Here is a 25,740-nt window from a genome sequence, read left to right on the forward strand (position 1 = left end):
TTCTTTTCAAGCCATTTTTATAATTTTTAGAAAGTATTTCCTGACTTTAATATGAGCTACAGTTCACGTTCACTTCGTTTATCAAAAGAAGTTAATCAGGTAATCCTTTATATCATTTGAATAAAGATAAGTAGACATATATTCATTTAAAGCTATTAATATTAAGAGGACAACTCTCTATTATCCTTCTACGAAATTATATTTATTTATAAATTCATCTACATCTTTATCAGTAGGCAAGGATGGAATCGCCCCTCCTTTTGTTACAGTTAAGGCACCAACCGCATTGGCATACTTCACCGCGTCCTTTAATGGTTTTCCTTTCAAAATCCCAATAGAGAGCGCCCCATTAAAAGCATCGCCTGCGGCCACTGAGTCAATAGGGGTAACAGAAAATCCATTGACATAACAAATTTCGTTTTCATTAACGATTAACGATCCTTTTTCAGCAAGTGTAATAATAACATTTTTAACTCCCTTATCCAAGAGAACATTCCCTGCTCTTTCTGCATCTTCTTTAGAAGCAATCTTAATTCCAGTTAACATTTCAGCCTCTGTTTCATTAGGAGTAAGATATGTTATGTTCCTAAGTAAATCATCACTTAATACTTGGGCAGGTGCAGGGTTTAAAATAACTGGAACTTGATAAAATGCCGCATAAGATACTGCTTGTTCAATCATATTGAGTTCCATCTCCAGTTGAACGATTAATATTTTGGAATTTCTAATCAAACCTTTTATTTTTTCCAAATCTGATGATTTATAGTTCATATTAGCACCAGGGACTACGATAATACGATTGCTTCCATTTTCCTCCAATGTGACAAAACCGACCCCAGTAGCAAAGTTCTTATCACGTAAAAGATATTGCGTATTAATCTGCTCTTTTTTTAATGTAGCTAACGCCTCGTCACCATATAGATCTGTACCTACTTTACCAACCATTGTTACCTTTCCACCTAGTCTAGCTGCTGAAACCGCTTGATTTGCCCCTTTACCACCAGGAAATCTAGAAAAGCTATTACCAATAATGGTTTCTCCGTCTTTAGGCGCTCGAGGTGTATAAACAACTAAATCCATCATAAAACTTCCAATCACTAAAATCCCCACAAGCATCTCCCTTTATTTATTTTTAAGTAATCGTTTACATATACAGATCCCAAAATAGGTAATCGTTTACATAAATATAATCTGTATATTTAATTAAGTCAACATATTTTTGTAATTTTTATAAAAGTCTAGCCTGATGATGAACAAAGCATATATATGCAGCCCCATCTGTTTGAGCATGTAAAAAGTTTATAAGGAAGTACATATTCCATCTATATACCTACCCACCATGAATTAGAACTACCTGATTATATTCACACAATTAGCTTCCTTTAACCATTCATTTTGATCGCATAACGTAGTTGTGACCAGCCCTAACCCTAGGACTGGCCACTTTTGGCTAGTATTATACTATACTATTAATCGCCGAGATTTGGATAGTATCCCTTCTTTTTAGCGAATTTTCTTATTTTCCCATTACTTCAACAGAAGCATTGCTTATTTTCATATTCCTATATTGAGTTGGAGTAATATTAGTCAACTTTTTAAAAATATGGACAAAGTATTTATAATCTTTATAACCGACCATTTCTGCTATTTCAAAGATATGATAGGGTGTTTCTTTCAACAGTATTTTTGCATTGTTAATCCGAATAGCATGTAAATAATCGTTAAAATGCTGCCCTGTTTCCTGTTTAATTAATTGGCTAAAATAATTGGCTGATACATTAATCGCATCTGCCACCTCTGTTGCTTTTATGTCACTTGAAAAATGTTCATTCATATATATAGTCGCCTGTTTTGCCAGCGTTTGCTGGCTACTATGCGCGAGTGTTTTTCGATAAGTAAAATATTCTTGAAGGTCTTCTAAAAATAGACGTTCCATTTGGTCATATGAATTGTAGATATCTACTTCTATTTGATGAAGTAAATTAAAATGTAATATATCCATAAATTCTTTGAAGTGTTTTTCTTCCATTGCTTTTAAATAACCTACGATTTCTTTCATAGACCAATGATTTTCTCGAAAGTATTGAAATAGACTATTGGAGAATGGAATAAAATCCTCTGAAACCTCGTCAATCTTTTTAAACTGATGCTCAAAAAAGTCAGGTGCTGCTTTTTCAGATAATATTGCTACCTCATTTGATTTATATACATTTTCCTCTGTAAATGGATGTGCCTGCATTCCATTGTTCGTTATTTTAAACAAATTAGGTAATTCACTTGCTGATTCCGAATAAGCCGAAAAACATATATTGAGTTCATATCCGATCTTTTTATTAACTACCAAGATTGCTTCGTTTAACACAGATAATGTTTGATTATCATCGAGATTAAGTTTGCTACAAGTAATCAAGCGATTTTTGCTGATAAAAACGGAAGTGCAATAAATACCTTTCTTTACAAGTTCTATTTCTAATTGCTGAACCCATTGCTGCTTAATATAGTTTTTTTCCTCATCAGATAAAGGGTGGATCTCCCTAGCATACTCCTTTATTTCACTGCCAATCAGCCTGTAGCCTTTCATTAATAATCGATTTGTGGAATCCCTTTTTTCTAATACATGTTTCATAGCCAACGAGGTTAAAGATTGACTAATAGAATATTCCCATCCCTGCTGTTTCTCTTGTTCATCCTCATTTTTAATTGTTTTTACTAGCTTTAACAACTCGTCAATATCAACCGGTTTTAGTAAATAATCTCTTACTCTATATTTGAGTGCACGCTTAGCATAGTTAAATTCATCATAGCCGCTGATAATAATCATTCTGATATAGGGATACCGATTCGCAATTTGCTCGGCCAATTTTAGTCCATCCATTACAGGCATTTTGACATCCGAGATGACTAAATTCACTTCCATACGCTCAATTATTTCAAGTGCTTCTTCACCGTCATATGCTTCACCTATCACTTCCGCCCCAAAATCTTCCCAGGGAACTGTCTGCCTAAGTCCCTTACATATAATTTGTTCATCATCAACAAGTAAAACTTTAAACATTACTTGTCCCACCTCCGCTAGCTTCGCTCTCGCTTTCCAATGGGTTTTCTGTATATGGATGTGTAATTCGCACCCATGCTCCAGGTTCATCCTTTTGAATGATCGCGATGTGTGCAGTGTCACCAAATGCCGTTTGTAATCTAGTCTGAATATTTTGCAGAGCGAATCCCTTTTTTATAGCTGTGTCTAAATGATCCGTCTCAAAACCATTTCCATTATCTATGACATCAATGACCAGCATGTCTTCATCCTGAAAACATCGAATATATATATGACGTATAGTTCGCATGTTTTCAAAACCATGCTGAAGACTGTTCTCAATTAATGGCTGAATGGTTAGTTTTAACACGAAGCTCTCTAATACATTATGGTCACAGTAAAGCGTAAATTGTAACTTATCCCCAAGTCTATTTCTTTGTAATTCTAAATAGCTTTGGCTATATGTTAGTTCATCCTTTAATGTTAGCCATGGTTTTCCACGATTTAAGCTGATACGAAACATTTTGGAAAGCTGTTCAATTGATTTGCTCGTATCCAGCGCATTTTCAAGACGGGCCGTCCAACGAATCATATCTAAAGTGTTATATAAAAAGTGAGGATTGATTTGACTTTGCAGCATTTTTAATTCAGATTCACGATTCCTAATTTCCATTTGGTATTCATTTTCTATCAAATGCTTCAAACGAGTCACCATTGCATTAAATCTTAAACCCAAAAGGCCAATTTCATCACCGGATTTTACGGAAACATTAGCAGAAAAGTCTCCCTTCTCCACTTGTTTCGTTTGCTTCGCCAAATCTTTAATTCGTTTAATATTAAAATGGTAAAAACCAAGCAATGCGAGCAAACCAAAAATGCTTAAAACGACCATCATGGTCCTAATGGAATTTTGCATTGGTGATATACCTTCCGCTACACTTGCCTTATTCACAATCCCAAGCACAATTGCGTTCGTACCTTCCACTCGATCTGCAACAGCAGTATACTTTATATTATCTTTTAGAAAGCTAAACGAAGCTGATTTTTCCTTATTTTTGCGAATAGTGTGAATGACTTTCTGCTCTGGGTAAGGTTGACCAATTAACCTAGGATCAGAATGAAGCAGAACATTTCCATTCACGTTAAGAACGATAATTTCATCTAAACTTTGAAGATCTGGTTCCATTACGCGATACAACTTTTCCGCATCAAGGCGGATCATAACCATTCCTAGTGGCGAAGTAAAATTGTTAATATCATTAATGACTCGATAAAGTGTCAACACCTTTTTTTCCCTATCCCAATGATCGACAATGGAGTAAGCATCGCTCCAAAAAACCTTACCTTCTAGATTCTGCGCTTTATTTTCCCATATACTTTCATCATTCTTGCCAAGATTTGTTCCAATATCGATCTGATTCCCGTTGATGCTTTGTAGTGAAATAGAATCCAAATATGGTTTGGATGTAAGATGAAATACGGCAAACCCATTAATCCGCTTCTCAAAAATATTGCGATCTATCGGATTAGATGCCTGTAAAAAAGCACGGATATCTTCGCTATATATCATATATGCTGAAATATCTTCTATATCTTGTATAGCGGTCAGAAAGTTTTGATCCATCTTTTCAAGATGACTTTTGACATTATTAATGGCTTGGAGCTGAACAGCTTTATTCGCTTGAGCGTAAATATACATGCTGAAAGCAAGCATAGGCAGTAATACGAGTACCAAAAATATGAATAGAAATTTCCACTGAAGTTTCCATCTGGAAAAAAACAGAATATTTTTCATAACATTCGCCTCTTTATGATGATCTGTCACTCCAGATTATCCTTTTACTGCCCCTGCTGTCATCCCTTTTACGAGATATTCTTCAAGCAGCATATAAATTACGATCGTCGGAATGATCGCGAGCGTCAATCCAGCCATTTGCGCACCATAATTTGTTGTGTACTGTCCTGCAAAATTAGCAAGCCCCAATGGCAGTGTCTTCAACGCGTCATCATTGATTAAGACTAGTGCGAATGAGAATTCATTCCAGTTATTAATGAAATTCAAAATGACGACTGTTGCTAATGCTGGCATGGTCATTGGTAAAATAATCGACCAGAATATGCGAAACACACCACATCCATCCATGATGGCTGATTCCTCAATATCCTTTGGAAAAGCTCTCATAAAGCTAACAAGAATAAATATAGTTATTGGCAAATTAAATGCAATATACGGCAAAATCAGTCCAATATGTGTATTTAATAAATTTAAGTTTTTCATCAGTAAAAACATCGGTACCAATGTTGCGTGAATCGGGATAAGTAAACCGAAAACAAAAAATGCATATAATAATTTTCCCCATTTATACGTAAATCTTGCTAAAAAATAAGAAGCTAAGGCACCGATAAATACGGTAATAATAACAGCTGTGACCGAAATGATGACACTGTTTAAAAAATACGTATCTAAATGCGCTGTTTCCCATGCAGTTTTGTAATTTTGGATGAGCCATTGCGTTGGTATTTCAAATGGATTTTTTGCGAATTCAATATTACTTTTAAATGAATTCAATACCATCCACAAAATTGGATAGGCGTTAATCAAAGCATAAATTGTTAACAATATATAAATAATTGATTTTTTTGAGATATTTCTCGCTTTAAGTTGGTTATCACTATGTTTTAAATATGTTTTTGCCATCTGTTCTTCCCCCTTTCCTTATTTCGACGATTTCCTTTGAAGTATCAGAGTAGTTAGATATACCAATGCTAAGCTAAAGAAAAAGATAAATAAGGATAAGGCACTTCCATAACCATATCTAGTTGACGAAAATGTTTGATCAAACATATACATTGCTAGTACTTCGGTAGAATGTCCTGGACCTCCAGATGTCATGACATAAATAAGGTCAAATGTGCGCAGGCTTCCACTAATACACAAAATAACAGCAATTGTAATAATATCTTTCATCATCGGAAGCGTAATAAAAAGTGTTTTATTCCAGCCAGTTGCCCCATCTATTTCTGCAGCTTCATAAATCTCTTGAGGTATATTTTGCAGGCCTGCCAAAAAGATGATTAAGTATAGACCAACGAATTGCCAAATAATTGTTATACAAACAGATATCATTGCCCATTTAGGGTCACCAAGCCAATTTTGCGTCCAACTTTCCAAGCCTATTGAAGTTAGTAATTGGTTGAATAATCCCATTCTTGAGTTATACATCATGCCCCAAACTAAAGAGATGATGACAGTAGAAATAACAACAGGCATGAAACCAAGTGTTCTGAAAATTTTTCCACCTTTTAATTTTCTATTTAAAAGCAGCGCAAGGCCAAGAGCAATCGGTATCTGCCCAAAGACGGATGCACCAACAACAAACATATTATTTTTTAATGATTGCCAAAAGATTGGATCATGAAGCGCTTCCTTAAAGTTTGCTAGACCAATAAATTTCATCTCTGTGAACCCATCCCATTCCATGACCGAATAATAGAATGAAATAATGATAGGAACAATAGCAAAAACAACGTAAATAAGCACTGCTGGCGCTAATCCAATAATTGCTGGCCACTTACTTCGGCTTAATAAATGCATAATTTCCCTCCTAAAAAAGGGAGGAAATCAAGCGTAAATCTATCTTGATTTCCTACCAGTCTTTTTACTTTTGTTTATCAACTGCCTGCTGCAGCTTTTCAGCTAATTGTTCAGGAGTCAATGTTCCTATTGTCATTTCCTGTAATCCTGAATTAAGAATATCGGTAATTTCGGTTGGTAGCGATGCGTCGTAAACAGGTACAATTTTTTCAGATGTTAATTTCGATACTTCTTTCGCCAATTCACTGACTTCTGCGGGTGCTTCAATATCTGCTACAACTAAAATGTCAGCTTTCATTAAGTTATTAAAGTAATCCTCCGAATAAAAACTTTTCAGGAATTTCTGTGCTGCTTCTAACTTTTCCCCTTCAAGTTCATTATTCAAAGCTATCCCTGTTCCTGTAACTGCTGAAACGGCTTTCGGATCCCCTAACCCCCCTGGTACTTCAGGAAATAATGCCATGCCAATGTTTTTGTCAGGTGCGCCTTCCAATACCGGCCCAAGTGACCACGCTCCGTCAATCATCATTGCCGCATCACCTAACATAAACAGGTCTCTATGTTGGTTGTTATCTATAGAGTTAAAGTCCTCGTTAAAAGCTTTCAAATCAGACAGTTCATTAATGATACCTAATGCTTCAATAAACTTCTTATCCGTAAATTTCTTTTCACCAGTATCTAAAACAGCCGTCAGAAAATCATCGCCAGTTAAGCGGTCGCCAATCGTACTAATGTACGAGGACTGTAATAACCATTGGGCTTTGTTCCCAAGTGCAATTGGAATAATTTTTTGTTCGTTAAATTTGTTAATTAACTTTTTAAATTCAGCGTATGTTGTGGGGAATTCATCGTATCCTGCTTTAGCCAGCATATCTTTGTCATAATATACAAGGCTTGTCGGTGTAACGTTCGCAGGTATTGCATATTGTTTCCCATCAACTTGATAATCTCCAAGCTGTCCTTCTGGAATTAAATCTTTCCAGTGACTCATAATATCATCAATTGGCTGGATCAATTCGCCACTAACTAATGGCTTTAGTTCTGCTCCGGGAAACACTTGCACTAAATCCGGAAGTTGCTTTCCTGCTGCCTGTGTTTTTACTTTCACCTTGAATTGGTCATGAGGGATACTTTGTTGCTTAATTACAATGTCAGGATTTTCATCCATAAACTTCTCGATTTGTTCCAAGTTGGCAGTGTTTTGAGGAGATGGTTCAGTCCAAATATTCCAAAGTGTCAACTCCACTTTGTCACCATCCACTTTTCCCTTGGAACTACTATCTTTCTCTTTACCAGAACAAGCTGCGATAACTAAGATCATTGCAAGCAACAGAGCAAATAAACTATGTCTTTTAAATTTATTCAACTAATTTCTACCCCCTAATAATTCTGATTACTTAACAATCTAATTGTAAGCGCTATCCCTATTTGCAGTAATCCTAAAATTTTAAGATAGCATCCTAAAATTTCACTTTCGACAAGCATACTTCTTATCCTTCGACAAAAAATATAGTCTTTACTTCTTCCGAATAATCAGATATGATGTTGGCGAACGAACAAAAAGGCGCAAGCGATACTGTTCGTTCAACATTAATTAACTGCATATGATCTGTTGCACTAGGGGTGCCGAAATGGCTGAGATAAGGACGTGGAAGAGCGTTCAAATCCCTTATTTACCCGATCTGGATAATACCAGCGTGGGGAAGTGTAGCTGTTTTACGGACGCTTAATTTTCCGTATACTGCTGCATCTTCCCATAGATGCAGTTTTTTTATTGTAAAAAAAATAGATTCAAGGAGGATTTTTTATGACACATTCAGTTTGCGGTACTAGTAGAATTGTAGGTTTAAGGTTTTCTCTTTACCCGATGAGCGATCAGTTCGTTGAGATTATCAAAACTACTTTGAAGGATGTAGATACATCAAAAGTGTGGATGAAAACCGACGATATTAGCACATGCATTCGTGGGAAAATGGAGCATGTTTTTGACGTGGGAAAAGCCGTATACATTCATGCAGCAAAAACGGGTAAGCACATTGTATTAAATGGAACCTTTTCCATCGGCTGCCCTGGTGATTCTGATGGGGATACATATATGTCCGAAGACAATTTCCGCAATAATGAACCTATTGTTGCCGACCTTCATATCGAAGCACCAACCCAATTCGCGCTTTACCCGTTGAATAATGAGAACTATATGCAAATTATTGCTGATGTTTGTGGGATTGCAAAAGAAAAAGGCACATTAACAGGCGGGGTCCACTATGCAAGTCGGCTCGACGGTGATGCTCATGATGTATTTGCAACGCTTGAACAAGCGTTGCGTTTTACCCAAGAGCAAGTAAGTCACGTCACAATGACCGTCAATATTTCGGGTAATAGTCCATCAAGAAAAAACAAGTGAACTCGTTTAAGCAAAGCTGTCGGGGAAATCAGGTGGGGACTCTTACCTTACCTGATTGGTAACTCCCACTTACGCTTCGCTTAGAGTGAATATCATCAACCCTAAAGAAAGACCAGGGTAAATGTGAATAGAATAGACTCTCGGAATTTCGAGGCGTAAATCTGCCGAATTTCCAAAAAACTACTGGGAATTAAGCTTTATTGAATATTTGGTATTCGTTTTCAAAATTTTTTCAAAAGAAGCGTCACATATTTATTTTTTAAAAAGGCTGTTTTTAAAAACATTGTTGCCAATTATGCCCAAGGTAGTACGTTGCGAAAATTCAATAGCGCTGGCAACAATGCTGACAGAATCATGCTGGGAAGCAGGTTGAAGTCTTGGATACAACGGTAAATCATATCGACTGTCGCTGGTGGATATCATGTAAAGCTGTGATTGAGGTGTTGGAGTTGAAACCTACTGTTGTTCCACATGAAGATTATCAAAACTTCGTCTTGGACCATTATTCTGAAAATGTGCTCACCATTGTAAATAATGATTGGCCTATTATTTACAAGCTATGGATTACAGACCTATCGTATCTTACGCCGTGGCTCCAAAGTTCTTATTCGAATAGAGGCCCTGAGCCTCGAGACCCGGCTTCAATGATTCGTTCCTACCTTCTGCTTCTCTTAGCTATTGCAGTGCCCAAGGACTAACTAAATGTAACCACTCGCGCAAGTATTCCCAGTCTGATATCGACTTAAGGTGGGACAGTTCACGGGAAAAGTACTCCAACGGAAACAACCATCTTTACTTAGTAAGGAAATAAATCCTTTCACCGGCGATTACTGTGATGTTTCCAAAAAGTCAAGGGTTTTCGACAGAAATAGCAACAAAATTTCTTTGTATAAAACGGAAATCGTATGAAAAGGAAAAGATTTGAGAACAAGGTATAAACAGTCGCCCTACCATGAGCAAAATAATATCTCAGTTGGTTGGAGTGGAAGGCGGCGACTCCTGGGGGGTGACAGGTGAGACCCCGCAAGGCGCGTAGCGACTGAGGAGGCTCACCGCACGCCCCCCGGAACGCGTCCGCCTGGAACGGAATTCAACGGTGGCAGGCGGACACGTTGTATGTAGTTTATTTATCTTATACATAATGGGTAATTTCACCAATAAAAACTGTACTATCCCCCTATAAAAATTAGGAGGAGACATGAAAAAGTGGCACAAGAAAATCTTGTACCATCCGGCTTGGTGAATGCCGAGAGTCTATTAGAATCATAGGAGGAATAAAAAAATGTTCAAGTGGAATCTTCGCGAAATCGTTGTGATGTCAGCCTTGTCTGTTGTGTTTGCGATCGTCTATTTACTATTTTTCCAAGTTGGTAATGTCTTTGTGGGCTTAATGGGGCCAATTGGATATGAACCTATCTTTGGCATATGGTTTATCGTCTCAATTATTGCCGCTTATATTATCCGCAAACCAGGGGCTGCTTTTTTAGCGGAAACAATTGCGGCTTTTGTTGAAGTGTTGATCGGAAACGTGAATGGTCCACGGTTAATTTTAGCCGGCATGATCCAGGGACTTGGAGCTGAGGTGGTATTCGCGGCTACTGGATGGAAACGTTACTCCGTTTGGGTGCTAATGGCAGCTGGGATGGGGTCATCAGTTTTCAGTTTCGTTTGGGCCTATTATATATCGGGTTTTGCCGCATTATCCCCAACCTACGTTTTCTGGATGTTCACCATCCGCTTACTATCAGGTGCATTGATGGCTGGACTGCTTGGAAAATATATTAGTGATACATTAGGTAAAACAGGTGTCCTCAATGGCATGGCACTTGGTAAGGAATTGAAACGGAAGAAAACAGCATGACAAGCGAAATGCTAACAGTCAAAAATCTTTCATTCTCTTACGATGAAACAGAAGCACCAGTATTACGCAACCTTTCTTTTTCATTAAAAAAGGGAGAATCGATGATGCTACTTGGGCCTAGTGGTTCAGGAAAAAGTTCGCTCACCTTATGTTTAAACGGTTTATATCCTTCCGTCATTGATGGACATCTAGAAGGTTCTATACAACTTTTCGGAAAAAGCATCGCTGATTATCTTCCTGGTGAAGCAAGTAAACATATAGGCGTTGTGTTCCAAGACCCTGAAGCACAATTTTGTATGCTCACTGTGGAAGACGAGATCGCCTTTGGTTTAGAAAATATAAAAATACCACGGGAAAAAATCGCAGAACGAATCGGCTGGGCTTTACAGCTTGTTGGTCTAGAAGAACATCTTTCAGCGAATATTGCCGCGCTCTCTGGTGGGATGAAGCAAAAACTAGCCTTGGCATGTGTACTTGCCATGAAGCCAGACCTAATCATTTTGGATGAGCCTACAGCATTGCTTGATCCTATTACCACGAAAGATTTTGCGCAAACAATTAAAAGGCTGCAAGCGGAACTACAATTTTCACTGATTGTGATTGAACATAAATTGGACCATTGGATTTCATTTATGGATAAATCTCTTGTATTCTCTGAAAATGGAGAGGTTATTTTTGAAGGAACACCAAAAGAGTGTTTCAAACATTATCGTGGGGATCTAAAGAATCATGGGATTTGGTTACCGAAAACACTTTTACTAAGCGAGCAATTGGGTTTAGATAACGCGGTGCCACTCTCAGAAAAAGAGTTATTAGAAACATTGGTAGATTATAAGTTCACTGTAATAGAAATTCCACTCAATCAGAGGAAGAGTGTTTACACTTTACACCCTATTCTAGAAACGACAGAACTCACTTATACTAAAAGTGAAAAAAGCATAATAAAAAATATGAATATACGTCTTCCGGAAGGTGCACTTACGGCAATTGTCGGCCCGAATGGTGCAGGGAAATCAACTTTATCATACTTGCTAGCTGGACTAGTTAAACCCACGAGCGGTAAAGTTTTACATAAAGAAAAGTCTTTAAGGCACTTATCTGACGTGGAAATGAGCAAGACAATCGGCTATGTATTTCAAAATCCAGAACATCAATTCATCGCTGATACTGTCTACGAAGAAATAGCATTTTCATTAAAAATGCAAAAGAGAAGTAAAGCTGAAATAAAACAAATTGTTGAGGATATTTTAGGCGCATGTCGACTGCAACATTTATCTCATCAACATCCATTTGCATTAAGTCAAGGCCAGAAAAGACGACTTAGTGTTGCGACAATGATGGTGGATGAACAACCACTACTTATTTTAGATGAACCGACATATGGTCAAGATGCCAGAACAACCGAAGAATTGATGAAAATGGTGAATAAACGCCTGGAAGTTGGATTTTCAGCCATAATGATTACTCATGATATGGAGCTTGTATCTTCCTATGCCGATTATGTGATCGTAATTATTGATGGAGAAGTATTGTTTCAAGGAACGCCTCATCTACTGTTTTTAGCGTCCGACCAACTACTTGAAGCGGCCCATATTGAACTTCCGATCGCCTATTCATTACAGAAAAAATTAACTATTCGAGGTGAGGCTTTTGCAGCTTCATACACTTAATCCGACTATTAAAGCTTTAACAGTCGTTATCCTTGTATCCATGTTATCTTTCGTTTTCGATCCCGTGACACCTTTGCTGTTCTGGATGCTCATCCTTGTCATTACTTTTGCCTTCGGAAAAGTTAACATTCGTAAATGGTTGCTCATTTTTATTCCGTTCTTACTGGTCGCTCTTGGGTATGTATGGACAACTGCCGTATTTTCCAATCCTCCTGAGGGCATCAATCTTGTCGTTTACTGGACTGCAGGTCCATTTAAAATCACAAACTACGGCATTTCCACTGGACTGGCTCTCGGATTCCGAGTCCTTTGTTTTGCAGGACTTTCACTGTTATTCATTTTGACGACCGATCCGATAAAATTTATTTTAAGCCTTGTTCAGCAATGTAAATTACCGCCAAAATTTGCCTATGGATTGCTCGCAGGCTACCGCTTTTTGCCATTACTGACAGAGGAAATTAGAATTATCCGACATGCCCATAAAGTACGTGGTGCAAATCGCGAAGCAGGTATCAAAGGGAAACTACTTGCTTTGAAAAGATATGCCATTCCCCTACTTGCTAGTGCCATTCGTAAAGCAGAACGCGCCGCAATTGCAATGGAATCAAAGGGCTTCACAGGTGCACGTGACCGAACATATTATTATCGCTCAGAAGTAAAAAAACAAGACTGGATATTTTTTAGTTTAATGGTTATTCTATTTTTAGCCTGTGTCATCATTTCTATGAAACTTGGAACATTTAGATGGTATGGAGAGATATTGTAGCACCTTATTGCCCCGACAAACGCTAAGGGTTAGATCAAAATAAAAAGACACATAAAGTGAAACTTCCATCAGTGGGGGGTTTGTTCATCCCCCACTGATGGTTAAGGAACTCAGGCTAAGGTCGCCGCGTCCTGCGGCTACGCCTGAGTGACCAACATCCTGTTGGCCTGAATCAATCGGGCCTTTACGGGTAGTTATCCCCCACTTATCCTTCTTCGATTTCTCTAAGTCTTGAAGTGGGGGTTTTACTGCCCGTTAATCTGCAATAAAAACTGAGCAGCATATCGCTACTCAGTTTTTACATTTTAAACTAAAACCGATTGTTTTTATCAGCGTTGGTATATGGATTATCATCGCCAGTTTGCAATTCATCGCCTTTTTCCTTTTGCTCTTTATCAATCCTTGCCTGTTGACTAATATCCGTATCGGTTTGTACATTTAAGCGCTCTTCTTCACTCATATAGGACTCACTTCCTGTATTATTAACTTGGGTTGAAGGATCTAAGGGTGGATTTAATGGATTTGGTCCTAAATTCGGATCAGCAGGTTTGACAATATTAGCCCCGCTAGCATATAAAACCCCGTAGTCTTTATCAACATAGAGTAATATGTTTCCATTTTGAATTTCTTGATAATAGCGCTTTACTTCTGCATCGGATGCGCCCATCTTCTCGAGTGCTTCCCTTACTGGTTCTTCACCAGACAGAAAGGCTATAAACTTGTCAAGCCAACCGACATCTACTTCTTCTGAGGATTGCACATCCACATCTGTTTGTCCTCTTAACATCGAAATTTCCTTTTCTCCTTGAGCTACTGCGTATATATCGTCAGCTTCATACCCTTGGATTTTCAACTCTTGAATTTTAAGAAAGGCTTCTTCTTCAGTTGGAAAAGTACCAATAAATTTCTTCTTATCCATGAATATCATTCCTCCTTAGGTCTGCCTGGACATTACTCATAACTTACCCGTAAAAAATTTGATAAAACATATATATGAGTCAATTTCATAAATAACTATTTTAGTAAATTACACGAACATTAAGTTTAGGGGAAACAATTTGTTAGTTTCCAATTTAGTTGATTGGAGCGAAAGGCGGCGACTCCTGCGGGATTAGCGGGACAGGTGAGACCCCGCAGGGCGCGGAGCGATCGAGGAGGCTCACTGCCCGCCCCGCGGAAAGCGTCCGCCTGGAGCGCAAATCAACGTTGTTCGGATTCTAATACTGAAATCTCTATTATGAAATTGCTTCATATAGGAATTTAAAAGAAGGAAGCATAATTACTTTCATCCAGTTTGCTTCTATGTACACAATGAACTCCCCTGCAGTAGCCAAAAACAATAATAGAAAAGCAAAATCACGTTCCTCGCCTATTTTTCAGCTGGATACGTGATTGTTAAAATTCTTCATGTTATATTATCAATTATAGTAACCACTTATGTTCTTCTACCATAATACGTTCTTGCCAAGGGTTATTGTCTAAGTGACGAATCATCCAACAAAAATACATTGAATAGCCTGGGGCTGTAGCTTGTGGATGATCAAGTCCACCTGGAATCGTTATAAAGCTGTTATGGACAACACGATGGGCATCTTCTCCGACCATTGCACACCCAAACCCTTGTGATTGATCAAACCTGTAATAATATACTTCTGGTTGATCGTGATAATGTGGTGGATAACTTGACCATCGACCCGGATGTGAAATAACCTCACCTATGACCATATTTGAATAAGGGGCATTGTCATAATCAAATATCGTTCGAATCGTACGAAATGCTGTGCCGTCCCATACTCCATCGCCCGCATTGATGCTTTGGCAGTCCGTCGGTTTATATAATTTCGCAGCAAAACTTTTATCATTGATTGTCTTTTGTATAAGCACTTCACTTTTGCCTTGTGCTGTAATGATCACGTCGATTCCCGCCGGAACATGGAGACAGTGCGGATCCTCCGTAAACACATCGCCTCTTATTACATCCACTGACTCTCCATCCCACTCGATCTTAACAGAACCTTCAAGTGGCAAGATAGCTGATTCTTTTTCACTATCAAACAGTGTCACCGATTCACCTGCTGATAAGGTATAGATGCCAATATCCTGTAGCATATCTCTATGCTTTCCGTTTATTTCTGTTAATGATGTGTAACCCTGTTCTAATTCACCTAATTTTTCAAACATCAAAACTCCTCCTTAGCCGACCATCACTTTTAAATATTCGCATATGATTTCTGATACTTTCGCTTGCAGCCTCAACAATGCGTTCATGATAAGAATAATAATCACTAAATGGAGCGTCCTTATTAACGGCATGAACGACATGATTAAATGTCGATGTAGCTACATTGATTTTTCGAATACCATGGTGGATGCATGTACGAAAATCAACTTCAGTTAACCCAGAACCACCATGTAAAACGAGAGGCATTGCTACTTCGGAATGTATTTCTTTGAGACGGTCGACGCGTATATTTGGTTTTTCTTTATACATACCATGTGCATTGCCGATCGCTATTGCTAGTGCATCAATATTCGTTTCATTTGTAAATCGTTTCGCATCTTCTACAGATGTTATTAAAATATCTATATCGGCCGAACCATCTTCACTCCCACCAACCTGACCAATTTCCGCCTCTAAGGTTACATCGTATTCAGCGGCCAATGCGGCTATTCTATTGGTTTCTTCTATATTTTTTTCGATCGGGTAATGTGAACCATCATACATAATCGAAGAAAAGCCGAGTTCTAATGCTTCTCGAATCTTGGCCTCTGTTAAGCCGTGATCAAAATGAACAGCTACCGGTATCGCTGCCTTTTTCGCTGCCGCAACCATCATAGGCCCAATTAAATGCAGTGGTGAATGCTTAAGACGTACTTCCGCAATTTGCAAAATAAGGGGAGACCGAAGCTCTTCCGCCACATTAATTGCCGCCTTGATCATTTCCATATTGGCCATACTAAATGCGCCGACGGCATAATCCCCTAATTCTGCATCGACTAAAAGTTCTTTCATTTTTACCAATGGCATCTTTTTCTATCCTCCTTTACATTCCACTCGTTTCCCGGATGTACTGACGCGCATTTAATGCATATTCTAAGGGATTTGCCTTGGCCGGATCCTGTTCCGCTTCAACAACGAACCAACCTTCAAATCCACATTTAGAAAGTGCGTCAAATACTGGTGTAAAATCGATCACACCATCTCCTGGAACTGTGAATACGCCATTTTTAACCGCATGTAAAAAACTCCACTTTTGCTCGCGTGCTAATTGTGCTATATTGCCTCGGACATCTTTTAAATGAACATGATGAATGCGATCTTGATATTTTTCTAGGATGTTAAGGTGATCTTCTCCAGAAAATACGAGGTGACCTGTATCATAGAGTAGCGATACTTTTTCTCTATCCGTTTCTTCCATCAATCTAGCTATTTCTTCCGTCGTCTGGATTCCTGTACCCATATGGTGATGGTATACAATTTTCATTCCTTTTTCTGCTGCCAAATCTCCGAGTCTATGTAGACCTTCCACGAGTAATTTCCACTCATCATCTGTGAAAATCGGCTTCTTTTCAAAAAGTGGTGTAGACATTTCTCCTTGAATACTCTTTCCCTGTTCGGAGACAACGATGACTTTCGCACACATTTCAAACAAAAAGTCACGATGCTCGCGAAAAGCTGCTGCTGTTTCTTCAAAGGGCTTAGTTGTTAAAAATGAACTAAACCATGCGCTTGCAATAGTTAAACCACGTAGAGAAAGTGCTTTTTTAAGCTTTACGATATCGCGTGGATATTTATTCCCTACTTCACATCCTTGAAATCCTGCTAAAGCCATTTCACTTATACATTGTTCAAAAGTGATTTCACCACCCAGTTCGGGAAGATCATCGTTCGTCCAGCCAATTGGTGCAATCGCTAGCTTAACTTTCTTATCATCGACCATGGGCATTCCCTCCATTAATAAGCGCGAGCTTTTTCTAGATTTACTTGTTTATCTTCAAACGCTCGATGAACACTGTCCTTCTTTGATATTTCCGCAATACCAACATGCCACCAAGAATCATAGCCATGTGTCATTGTTTTCGGTAATACTTTAATATCAATTAATGTGGTAACAATCTGTTTTTTCGAATCTTCTATTGCATCTTCTAACTCTTGCATCGTTTGAACCGAATATGTTTTTGCACCGTAGCCTGCTGCCACCTGTGCGTAATTTATTTTCATAATAGAACCGTCTAATTTCCCAGTCTGTGGATTGCGATGACGGAATTCAGTACCAAAACTGCCACCACCATTTTCCATTTGTAAATTATTAATACAACCAAATCCTGAGTTATCAAATAAGATAATGTTAATTTTCTGGTTTTCTTGCAAACTAGTAACAAGCTCGGTATGAAGCATTAAGAAGCTACCATCGCCGACCATTGCATACACTTCTTTATCAGGTTCTGCGAGTTTCGCACCAAATGCCCCAGCAATCTCATAGCCCATACAAGAGTATCCGTATTCCATATGATATGTGTTCGTTTTTTTAGATGACCACATCCTTTGCAAATCACCAGGTAAACTACCAGATGACCCGACGATGACCGAATCATCAGCCAATAATTCATTCACTTTTCCAATCACACCAGTTTGTGTAAGCTCCGTTCCCAACACTTCTCTATATTCCGGTAAATAATCATCTAAATGCCCGGGATTTTCAGGTATGAAATTGGGTCCGTATGCAATGTTATTAAGACGATCCAGTTCATTCTGCCAATCCATTTTTACATCGAAGATCTCATTTTCAAAATTAGACTTATAACCGTGGAGCGCATCTGCAATAGCTTCAAGCCCTGCCTTTGCATCCGCAACGACTTTTACGGCATCAAGTTTTGCAGCATGAAATTCGGATATATTTATCGTTAATATATCAGCATGTTCAAATAATTGTTTTGATCCAGTTGTAAAATCAGTGAATCGAGTACCAACACCAATAATCAGATCTGCTTCTTTTGCTAGCGTATTTGCCGCTGAATTTCCTGTTACACCAATACCGCCGAGATTCAATGGATGGCTACTTTCCACGGCACTTTTACCTGCTTGTGTTTCACCAAACGGAATATTAAACGCTTCTGCAAATGCAATAAAAGATTCAGCAGCTTCTGAATAACGGACTCCGCCACCACAAATCAGCAAAGGCTTTTTCTTCCCTTTGATCAAATTTACTGCATCTTGCACACTTTCCCTTGAAGGCTCACGCCGTTCAATACGATGCACGCGCTTTTCGAAGAACCTTTGTGGAAAGTCCCATGCTTCCCCTTGAACATCCTGTGGTAAACAAATGGTCACGGCTCCAGTATCAGCTGGATTTGTTAATACACGCATAGCATTGAGCATTGCCGACATCAGTTGCTCCGGACGATTGACTCGATCCCAATATTTACTTACTGATCGAAAAGCATCATTTGTTGAAACCGATAGATCATTCGTTTGTTCAATTTGTTGCAAAACAGGATCAGGTTGACGTGTGGCGAATACATCGCCTGGAAGTAATAAAATCGGAATATTATTCGCAGTTGCTGTCCCGGCAGCTGTTACCATATTTGCAGCACCGGGGCCTACGGAAGATGTACAAGCAATAATCTGCTTGCGATGCTTTTGTTTAGCAAATGCAATCGCTGCATGAGCCATTCCTTGTTCACTGCGCCCTTGATAAACTGCCAATTCTCCCGAATCTTCTTCAAGCGCTTGTCCAATCCCCGTTACATTTCCATGGCCAAAGATTGTGAAAATCCCTTTTACGAATAATTCTTGCCTACCATCAAATTCAACATATTGGCTCTTCAAAAAGTGCACAATCGCTTGTGCCGTGGTTAATCGAATTGTGTTCGTCACTTCATATCCTCCTCCTGTGCTTAAAGATAGGAATGGAGTCCGCACAGACAACAGACCCACTCCATCCATTCTTGATAGATATAATCAAATTCGCCTTGGCGTATTTGCGCCCAAATTTTTATCAAGCTTACTCGATAAATTCCTTAAAAAATCTGAGGCATCCGCCGGAGGCTTAGCTTTATTCAGCTGGGGTTTGAACCCCAGCTGAATTGGATACCTGTTTGCATTCTTCTCGCCACTTGTAAAAGTAGGAGACTTCTGCTGAATAAATTTAAATATAACGGGCAGTAACTACCTTTTTCCTAGTGTAAAACTCAACACCATCCGTGCCATTTGCATGAAGATCCCCATAAAACGAGTCTTTATATCCAGAGAATGGAAAGAATGCCATTGGAGCTGGAACACCTAAATTGATGCCCAACATACCTGCATCAATGGTTTCCCGGAACTGTCGAACAGCCGCGGCGCTATCTGTATACAAGCATGCGCCGTTTGCCAGCGCGGAAGCATTTGCAACTTCCACGCCTTCAGCTAAATCATTTACGCGTACGATCGATAAAACTGGAGCGAATATTTCATCCTGCCAAATTTTCATTTCTTTCGTTACATGATCAAAAATAGTCGGGCCAACAAAATATCCTGCTTCATTCGTTTGCTGATCGTCACGGCCGTCGCGTACAAGTGTCGCGCCCTCTTTAATACCAGATTCAATATAACCAAGTGTCCGTTCTTTATGACCTTCACGAATGACTGGACCTAAAAATACGCCATCATCGAGTCCGTTGCCAATCTTAATTTGATCTGCCGCCTCTTTTAGCTTCTCAACTAATTGATCAGCAATACTTGCATCCACTGCAACAACAGCAGCTGCCATACAACGTTCACCAGCTGAGCCGAATGCAGCGCTAATAATTTCTTTAACAGTAAGATCCAGATCCGCATCACTTAATACAATGGAGTGGTTTTTCGCTCCCGCTAGTGCTTGTACACGTTTCAAATTTGCCGTTCCTGTTTTATATACATATTCTGCAACAGGTTGCGATCCTACAAATGAAATCGCTTTAATATCTTTATGTTCAAGGAGACCGTTCACAACATCATGAGCCCCATTAACAATATTGAGCACTCCTTTTGGAAGACCCGCCTCTGTAAATAATTCCGCTAGTCGAGATGCCAATAATGGCGTGCGTTCAGATGGTTTCAGTACAAACGTATTTCCACAAGCTATGGCAAGTGGATACATCCAAGCAGGAACCATCATCGGAAAATTAAACGGTGTAATTCCACCCACGACTCCAAGTGGATAGCGATACATACCAGATTCAAGATTAGTCGCAATATCCGGTAGCTGTTTCCCCATCATTAGGGTTGGAGCACCTGCTGCAAATTCTACACATTCGATGCCTCTTAGAACTTCCCCTTTAGCTTCAGAAAGACTTTTCCCATTTTCAATCGTCACTAGCTTAGCAAGCTCATCCCAATTATCAACAAGAAGCTGCTGATATGCGAATAAAATACGTGCACGTTTTGGAACCGATACCTGTGACCATGTTTTAAATGCTTCTTTTGCTGTCTGAATAGCCAGATCAAGATCTTCCTTTGTAGAATAAGGAACTTCTGCCAATACTTCACCTGTCGCTGGATTAACTACTGTTTCTGACTTTTCCGCTGAAGATTCGACCCATTCTCCATTGATATAGTTTTTTAACCGTTCAACTGTTGTCTGTGACATGTTTTAATCTTCCTTTCTTTATTAGACTGATACGTAAATACCTGTATTCATATGGTTGATTAATTCTTCAAGGGTAGGCATCGCATCAGAACAACTATGACGAGAAATGACAATGGAAGCTGAGGCACTACCCATTTTCATCGCTTCCGATACATCTTCACCTTTCATTAAACCGTAAATAAACGCAGATGCATATGAATCACCAGCCCCAAATGTTTTTAACACTTCCGTTTTGTATATTCCACTCCGATGCGATTGACCATCTTTCGTATAGGCAACGGAACCAGAACCCCCATGCTTGATAACAACAATTTTTGCACGATATGAAAACCATTTTGATGCTGTGTATTGATCGTCTGATCCTTCGATATTCACAAGCTTTTCCATCATGTCGAACTCTTCACGGGTCCCAATAATCACATCACATTTTTCTGCGACAAGATTATAATACACTGCCGTCTCGGCTTCATCTTTCCATGTATATGGACGATAATCCAAATCAAAAATAATTACAACATTGTGTTTTACTGCATATTCAAGTGCAAGAAGAACAGCTTCACGTGAAGGACTGGCCGCCAGTGCTGTTCCCGAAACTAATAGTGCTTTCGTTCGTTTGATATAGTCTTCCTTTACATCTGATGGATGAAGTAGTAAATCAGCTACATTGTCACGGTACATGAGAATGCTGCATTCAGAGGGACTTTTAATTTCTGTAAAGGCAAGTCCAGTAACGGCCCCAGTTTTATCAACGGCTATTCCATCTGTATTAATATTGTCATTTTCTAAGTATTGGGTAATGAAACGCCCCATTTGATCATCTGAAACCTTCCCGATAAACCCAGTCTTTTGACCAAGGCGTGCCGAGCCAATCGCAATATTTGCTGGAGAACCCCCGACATACTTTGTAAAAGTATTCGTTTCTTCCATCGGACGGTTTGTTTCATTTGCATTTAAATCAATACATAATCTGCCAATAGCGATTAGATCATAATCCCTGGCATCATTAAATAACAGATCATTCATCTAAACTCCCTCCTTTTCTTTCATTAAGCGAATAGGTCTGCGAGTTTCAAGTGACTCTTTAGCTGCTCTTGCAATACTTTCTGCTATCAAACTATCAAAACCTGAACAGGAAACTTCGTGTCCTTTCTCGCAGGCATGTACAAATTCTTTCACTTCTTCAATATAAGCCTCTGTATACCGTTCTAAAAAAAAGTAGAGTGGTTTATCTTTCACTACTCCATCAGCTTTAGATACTTCCACTGTTGTAGCTCTATTATTTTCCGCTGATGCCATACCTTTATCACCAAAAACTTCAACGCGTTGATCATACCCATATACAGCTTGGCGACTATTATCAACCACTCCTATGGCACCGCTTTCAAATGTGAGTGTTACGACAGCTGTATCTATATCTCCTAGCTCCCCAATAATTGGATCGACCATGACTGCACCAACCGCAGAAACACTTTCTACTTCAGACCCAACAATGTAACGAGCCATATCAAAGTCATGGATCATCATATCCATAAATAGCCCGCCTGACTTGCGTATATAATCGGTACTCGGAGGTGCTGGATCTCTTGATGTAATTTTAATAATATGTGGATTTCCTACCTCACCGTTTTCTACGATTTGGCGAAGTCGTTTAAAATTAGGATCAAATCTGCGATTGAATCCTATTTGTAAGTTCACTCCAGCTAGTGCTGCTGCTTCTATAGCTTCCTTCGTGTCTGCCGCTGAAAAACTAACTGGCTTTTCACAAAAAATATGCTTTTTCATCAATGCAGCTTCTTTAATAATAGTAGTATGACTAGGAGTTGGTGTACAAATAAAAATCGCTTGAATATCTGGATCTTGAAGCAAACGATGATAATCTGTTATCAACTCCTCCACCTGATACAGATTTGCCCATTCTTTGAGATGAGAAACCGAAATATCTGCAACTGTCTTTACACGTACAAACGGAATCTTCGATAAGTTCTCTACATGTAACTGTCCAATTCTCCCAGCCCCAATTACACCAATAGTAAATGTCATATTTCTCCTCCATTCACGAATCTATTCAAATCTAGCAATTGATCAGTTAGCCTGATCCTAATTTTTCGGATTTCTAATCTGACACTGACCAACTTGATAAAATTTCAACTCTAAAAAACTTAAATTTCGCTATCAATGTTAGATGCAAAGCATTGTATTTGCCTTTTAAGACAGAATAAATTCTCGATGAATCATAGCGGTGTTCTCCTAAGAAGACTATTAGTTAAGCGCTTAACCTTTAGACAACACTTATAGATAACACTTTTCTTATTACGGATTATTATAATGTAACCGTTGTGAATAAGCAATGTATTTTGAAAATTTAATTTAAGAGTGATCTTTATGCATACTATATAATCCTTCATAAATACTCCATTTATGTGGTATATACGCAAAACAAAATAGGACGTGATCTTTTCAAATCATCATCCTTTGTATATTGGTAGTATCAGATTATAACAGACTAACGAATAAGTATCACTTTCACCTTGGACATTCTTTGGATTAGGTAGTCCCTCGTACAATCAATTCAGGATTAAATAGTATTCTTTTTTTTACAGAATTACTATCTTTGATTTCATCGATAATTATCGACACTACTTTTTTTCCCATCTCTTCAATTGGTTGGGATATCGTTGTAAGTCCTGGTACAGTAGTCGTAGCTAAAATTGTATTATCAAATCCGATAATTGCTAAATCTTCAGGAATTTTAATTCCTTTTTCTGTTGCACCTTGAATGATACCTATCGCGAGCAGATCATTACAAGCAAATATTGCTGTGGGTGGACCAATATCTAGCTGTTGAAATATCTTTTCAAAGCATGCTTTACCATTTGAAATAGAGGCAGTTGTTCGAAATATATACTCCTCTTGAAATACTAAACTATGATCTGAATATGCGTCGCAATAGCCTTGAAGACGCAAGTTACTACTATATGTATGCTCAGCAATGACAGCTATTTTAGAATGTCCGCCAGAGAGAAGATGTGTTGTAGCATTATATCCACCTTTAACATCATCTACAGATACCTTTGAAACATCTAGTGATGGTTCGTCATATGCCAGCATCACTAAAGGAATATTACTTTTTATCAACTCTTGTAGTAAGCTTTTATCATGAAAAGTCGAAGCAATAATAAAACCGTCCACTTGTTTTCTTTGCAATACGTCTAAATATTTCTTTTCTTTTTCAACATCTTCGTCTGTGCTACACATAATAACGCTCATTCCTCTTTCATGTGCACAGTCTTCAATTGTTCGAGCCATCGCTGAAAAAAAAGGATTAGATATATCTGGTACTAAAAGTCCGAGCGTCTCTGTCCCTTTTCCTGATAAAGCAGACGCCATTAAATTTGGGCGATAATTCATCTGTTTCATTATTTCGCTTACCTTTTTCCTCGTTGTTTCTCGCATATTACCGGTGTTATTAATCACTTTAGAAACTGTCGCGATCGATACTCCTGCTTTTTTAGCAACATCGTATATGGTTACTTTCATACAGCTTACCTCCTTTCATTTGAAAGCTATAATAATATACTCTCCTTCATCTATCATTATATGCCTAGACGATGATTTAAAGATAAATTGTACTTTGATATTTTTCAGTTATTATACTCTAATTGTGCGTTCATAGTGTTAATCTGATTGGATTTCTTTTATTTCGGACACAAAAATGTCCCAAAAGTAAATTTTGGAACATCACTTTGCTTTAATAGTTTACATGACTCATTCTATTATAAAAGCACTTTTTGTCCCGTTCTAGCACTTTCCACTGCTCCGAAAACCATTGCCATACTTTTTATATTATCGGTACAATCTGTTTCTGCCTGGCGATTTTGTTCGAGTGCAGTAAACATTTCATCCAAACATCCCCAATGGCCTTCGCGTCCTTTCCACATATCTGGAACATCAACTGATTTAGTTTTTTTCATAAATTCAGCAGACTGGGTTTCATCCACTATTTCACAAATCGGTAACTGTTCGCCATCCCAGCGTACAGTTCCAAATTCGCCAATCGCACGCCAATCACCCTCCCAAGAAGTTTCAAACCCCTCTGCACACCATGAACCACGGTAGGTAAAAACAGATCCGTCACTCATTTCAAAAATGCAGATTGCCGAAGCGTTTCCTTTATACCAAGATCCAGGTGGGTTGTATTCATGACAATAGACGGACACAGGATCTGCCCCCATAAGAAATCTAGCCTGATCAAAAGTATGAATCGCCATATCGACAATGAGCGGACTATCCATTACATCCCTGAATCCACCAAAATGCGGACCAAGAAAAAAATCAGCATGAAGCGATCCTATCGTACCAACAGTTCTACCCTCGAGTAACTGCTGAAAAGCACGGATCTGACTATTGAATCTACGATTTTGCATAACTGAATATGTGTTGCCTGTTTCTCCTGCAGCATCAACAACTTCCTTAGCGTCTGCCAATGTCTCAGCGATCGGCTTTTCACCAAACACATGACAGCCCGCTTTAAGTGCAGTCGTGACAATTTCTTTATGCACTTTAGGTATCGTGATATCAAACACAAGGTTTGCATCACTCTCTTTAATCGCTTCGCCTAAATCAGAATAAAGTGGAACGTTAAGTCCACGCTTCTTAGCCATTGCTTCAGCGGCCGGGATATGCACATCAACGAGTGCAACCACCTGTGCATCTATTCGTTCAGCGAGATAATCAAACCATGTATTCGACATTCCCCCACAACCTGCTACGACAATTCGATGTTTGCTCATTGCTTATTCC

Annotated in this window: 21 protein-coding genes and 1 riboswitch; of the genes, 5 read left to right on the top strand and 16 right to left on the bottom strand. The window is 38.7% G+C overall.

Annotated elements, in window-relative coordinates:
* Positions 1 to 180: 180 nt before the first annotated feature.
* From rbsK to MHB53_RS12085, 6 genes are all read right to left on the bottom strand, one after another.
* On the bottom strand, positions 181 to 1,110 hold the full coding sequence (rbsK, locus tag MHB53_RS12060) for a ribokinase (RefSeq protein ID WP_340918565.1): 930 nt from the start codon (positions 1,108 to 1,110) through the stop codon (positions 181 to 183).
* A 406-nt stretch (positions 1,111 to 1,516) separates the two neighbouring features.
* Positions 1,517 to 3,055, bottom strand: a complete 1,539-nt coding sequence (locus MHB53_RS12065; protein ID WP_340918567.1) for a response regulator — start codon at positions 3,053 to 3,055, stop codon at positions 1,517 to 1,519.
* Entirely contained in the window at positions 3,048 to 4,859 is a 1,812-nt protein-coding gene (locus MHB53_RS12070) for a sensor histidine kinase (RefSeq protein ID WP_340918570.1), read from the bottom strand. Before MHB53_RS12070 ends, MHB53_RS12065 begins: the two co-directional genes overlap by 8 nt.
* A 6-nt stretch (positions 4,860 to 4,865) precedes the next feature.
* Entirely contained in the window at positions 4,866 to 5,732 is an 867-nt protein-coding gene (locus MHB53_RS12075) for a carbohydrate ABC transporter permease (RefSeq protein ID WP_340918572.1), read from the bottom strand.
* Between the two features lie 18 nt (positions 5,733 to 5,750).
* The gene (locus tag MHB53_RS12080; RefSeq protein WP_340918574.1) at positions 5,751 to 6,629 is read right to left on the bottom strand and encodes a carbohydrate ABC transporter permease; all 879 of its coding nucleotides are present in this window, start codon (positions 6,627 to 6,629) and stop codon (positions 5,751 to 5,753) included.
* 64 nt (positions 6,630 to 6,693) lie between these two features.
* Positions 6,694 to 7,995 (bottom strand): extracellular solute-binding protein, encoded by a 1,302-nt coding sequence (locus MHB53_RS12085; protein ID WP_340918576.1) that lies wholly within the window; start codon positions 7,993 to 7,995, stop codon positions 6,694 to 6,696.
* Positions 7,996 to 8,238: 243 nt separating this feature from the next.
* Positions 8,239 to 8,350, top strand: a riboswitch (TPP riboswitch).
* 86 nt (positions 8,351 to 8,436) lie between these two features.
* On the opposite strand from MHB53_RS12085, the gene MHB53_RS12090 reads away from it, so the two are divergent.
* The 5 genes from MHB53_RS12090 (at position 8,437) to MHB53_RS12110 (ending at position 13,330) form a co-directional block, all read left to right on the top strand.
* Positions 8,437 to 9,033, top strand: a complete 597-nt coding sequence (locus tag MHB53_RS12090; RefSeq protein WP_340918578.1) for a YkoF family thiamine/hydroxymethylpyrimidine-binding protein — start codon at positions 8,437 to 8,439, stop codon at positions 9,031 to 9,033.
* 377 nt (positions 9,034 to 9,410) lie between these two features.
* Positions 9,411 to 9,731, top strand: a complete 321-nt coding sequence (locus MHB53_RS12095) for a hypothetical protein (RefSeq protein ID WP_340918580.1) — start codon at positions 9,411 to 9,413, stop codon at positions 9,729 to 9,731.
* Between the two features lie 584 nt (positions 9,732 to 10,315).
* On the top strand, positions 10,316 to 10,894 hold the full coding sequence (locus tag MHB53_RS12100; RefSeq protein WP_340918582.1) for an ECF transporter S component: 579 nt from the start codon (positions 10,316 to 10,318) through the stop codon (positions 10,892 to 10,894).
* Positions 10,891 to 12,564 (top strand): ABC transporter ATP-binding protein, encoded by a 1,674-nt coding sequence (locus MHB53_RS12105; protein WP_340918583.1) that lies wholly within the window; start codon positions 10,891 to 10,893, stop codon positions 12,562 to 12,564. Before MHB53_RS12100 ends, MHB53_RS12105 begins: the two co-directional genes overlap by 4 nt.
* A 40-nt stretch (positions 12,565 to 12,604) precedes the next feature.
* Complete coding sequence (locus MHB53_RS12110) at positions 12,605 to 13,330, top strand: energy-coupling factor transporter transmembrane component T family protein (protein WP_340924649.1); 726 nt, start codon at positions 12,605 to 12,607, stop codon at positions 13,328 to 13,330.
* Positions 13,331 to 13,640: 310 nt separating this feature from the next.
* Here the strand turns inward: MHB53_RS12110 and MHB53_RS12115 are convergent, their stop codons facing one another.
* The 10 genes from MHB53_RS12115 to MHB53_RS12160 form a co-directional block, all read right to left on the bottom strand.
* The gene (locus MHB53_RS12115) at positions 13,641 to 14,249 is read right to left on the bottom strand and encodes a general stress protein (RefSeq protein WP_340918585.1); all 609 of its coding nucleotides are present in this window, start codon (positions 14,247 to 14,249) and stop codon (positions 13,641 to 13,643) included.
* Positions 14,250 to 14,752: 503 nt separating this feature from the next.
* Entirely contained in the window at positions 14,753 to 15,511 is a 759-nt protein-coding gene (locus MHB53_RS12120) for a 5-deoxy-glucuronate isomerase (protein WP_340918587.1), read from the bottom strand.
* On the bottom strand, positions 15,504 to 16,358 hold the full coding sequence (locus MHB53_RS12125) for a class II fructose-bisphosphate aldolase (RefSeq protein WP_340918589.1): 855 nt from the start codon (positions 16,356 to 16,358) through the stop codon (positions 15,504 to 15,506). The genes MHB53_RS12120 and MHB53_RS12125 overlap by 8 nt, the downstream gene beginning before the upstream one ends.
* A 16-nt stretch (positions 16,359 to 16,374) precedes the next feature.
* Positions 16,375 to 17,271, bottom strand: coding sequence for a myo-inosose-2 dehydratase (gene iolE / locus MHB53_RS12130; RefSeq protein WP_340918591.1), 897 nt, complete (start codon positions 17,269 to 17,271; stop codon positions 16,375 to 16,377).
* Between the two features lie 14 nt (positions 17,272 to 17,285).
* Positions 17,286 to 19,208 (bottom strand): 3D-(3,5/4)-trihydroxycyclohexane-1,2-dione acylhydrolase (decyclizing), encoded by a 1,923-nt coding sequence (gene iolD, locus MHB53_RS12135; RefSeq protein WP_340918593.1) that lies wholly within the window; start codon positions 19,206 to 19,208, stop codon positions 17,286 to 17,288.
* A gap of 271 nt (positions 19,209 to 19,479) precedes the next feature.
* Entirely contained in the window at positions 19,480 to 20,940 is a 1,461-nt protein-coding gene (locus MHB53_RS12140) for a CoA-acylating methylmalonate-semialdehyde dehydrogenase (protein ID WP_340918595.1), read from the bottom strand.
* Positions 20,941 to 20,961: 21 nt separating this feature from the next.
* Entirely contained in the window at positions 20,962 to 21,963 is a 1,002-nt protein-coding gene (gene iolC, locus MHB53_RS12145; protein ID WP_340918598.1) for a 5-dehydro-2-deoxygluconokinase, read from the bottom strand.
* Positions 21,964 to 22,980 carry an inositol 2-dehydrogenase gene (gene iolG, locus MHB53_RS12150; protein ID WP_340918600.1) on the bottom strand — a complete coding sequence of 339 codons (1,017 nt, stop codon included), beginning with the start codon at positions 22,978 to 22,980 and terminating at the stop codon, positions 21,964 to 21,966. It abuts the gene before it with no gap.
* Between the two features lie 504 nt (positions 22,981 to 23,484).
* Positions 23,485 to 24,477 carry a LacI family DNA-binding transcriptional regulator gene (locus MHB53_RS12155; protein WP_340918601.1) on the bottom strand — a complete coding sequence of 331 codons (993 nt, stop codon included), beginning with the start codon at positions 24,475 to 24,477 and terminating at the stop codon, positions 23,485 to 23,487.
* A gap of 236 nt (positions 24,478 to 24,713) precedes the next feature.
* The gene (locus tag MHB53_RS12160) at positions 24,714 to 25,730 is read right to left on the bottom strand and encodes a Gfo/Idh/MocA family protein (protein WP_340918603.1); all 1,017 of its coding nucleotides are present in this window, start codon (positions 25,728 to 25,730) and stop codon (positions 24,714 to 24,716) included.
* Positions 25,731 to 25,740 lie beyond the last annotated feature (10 nt).

Source organism: Bacillus sp. FSL K6-3431 (assembly GCF_038002605.1).
GTDB lineage: Bacteria > Bacillota > Bacilli > Bacillales > Bacillaceae_C > Lederbergia.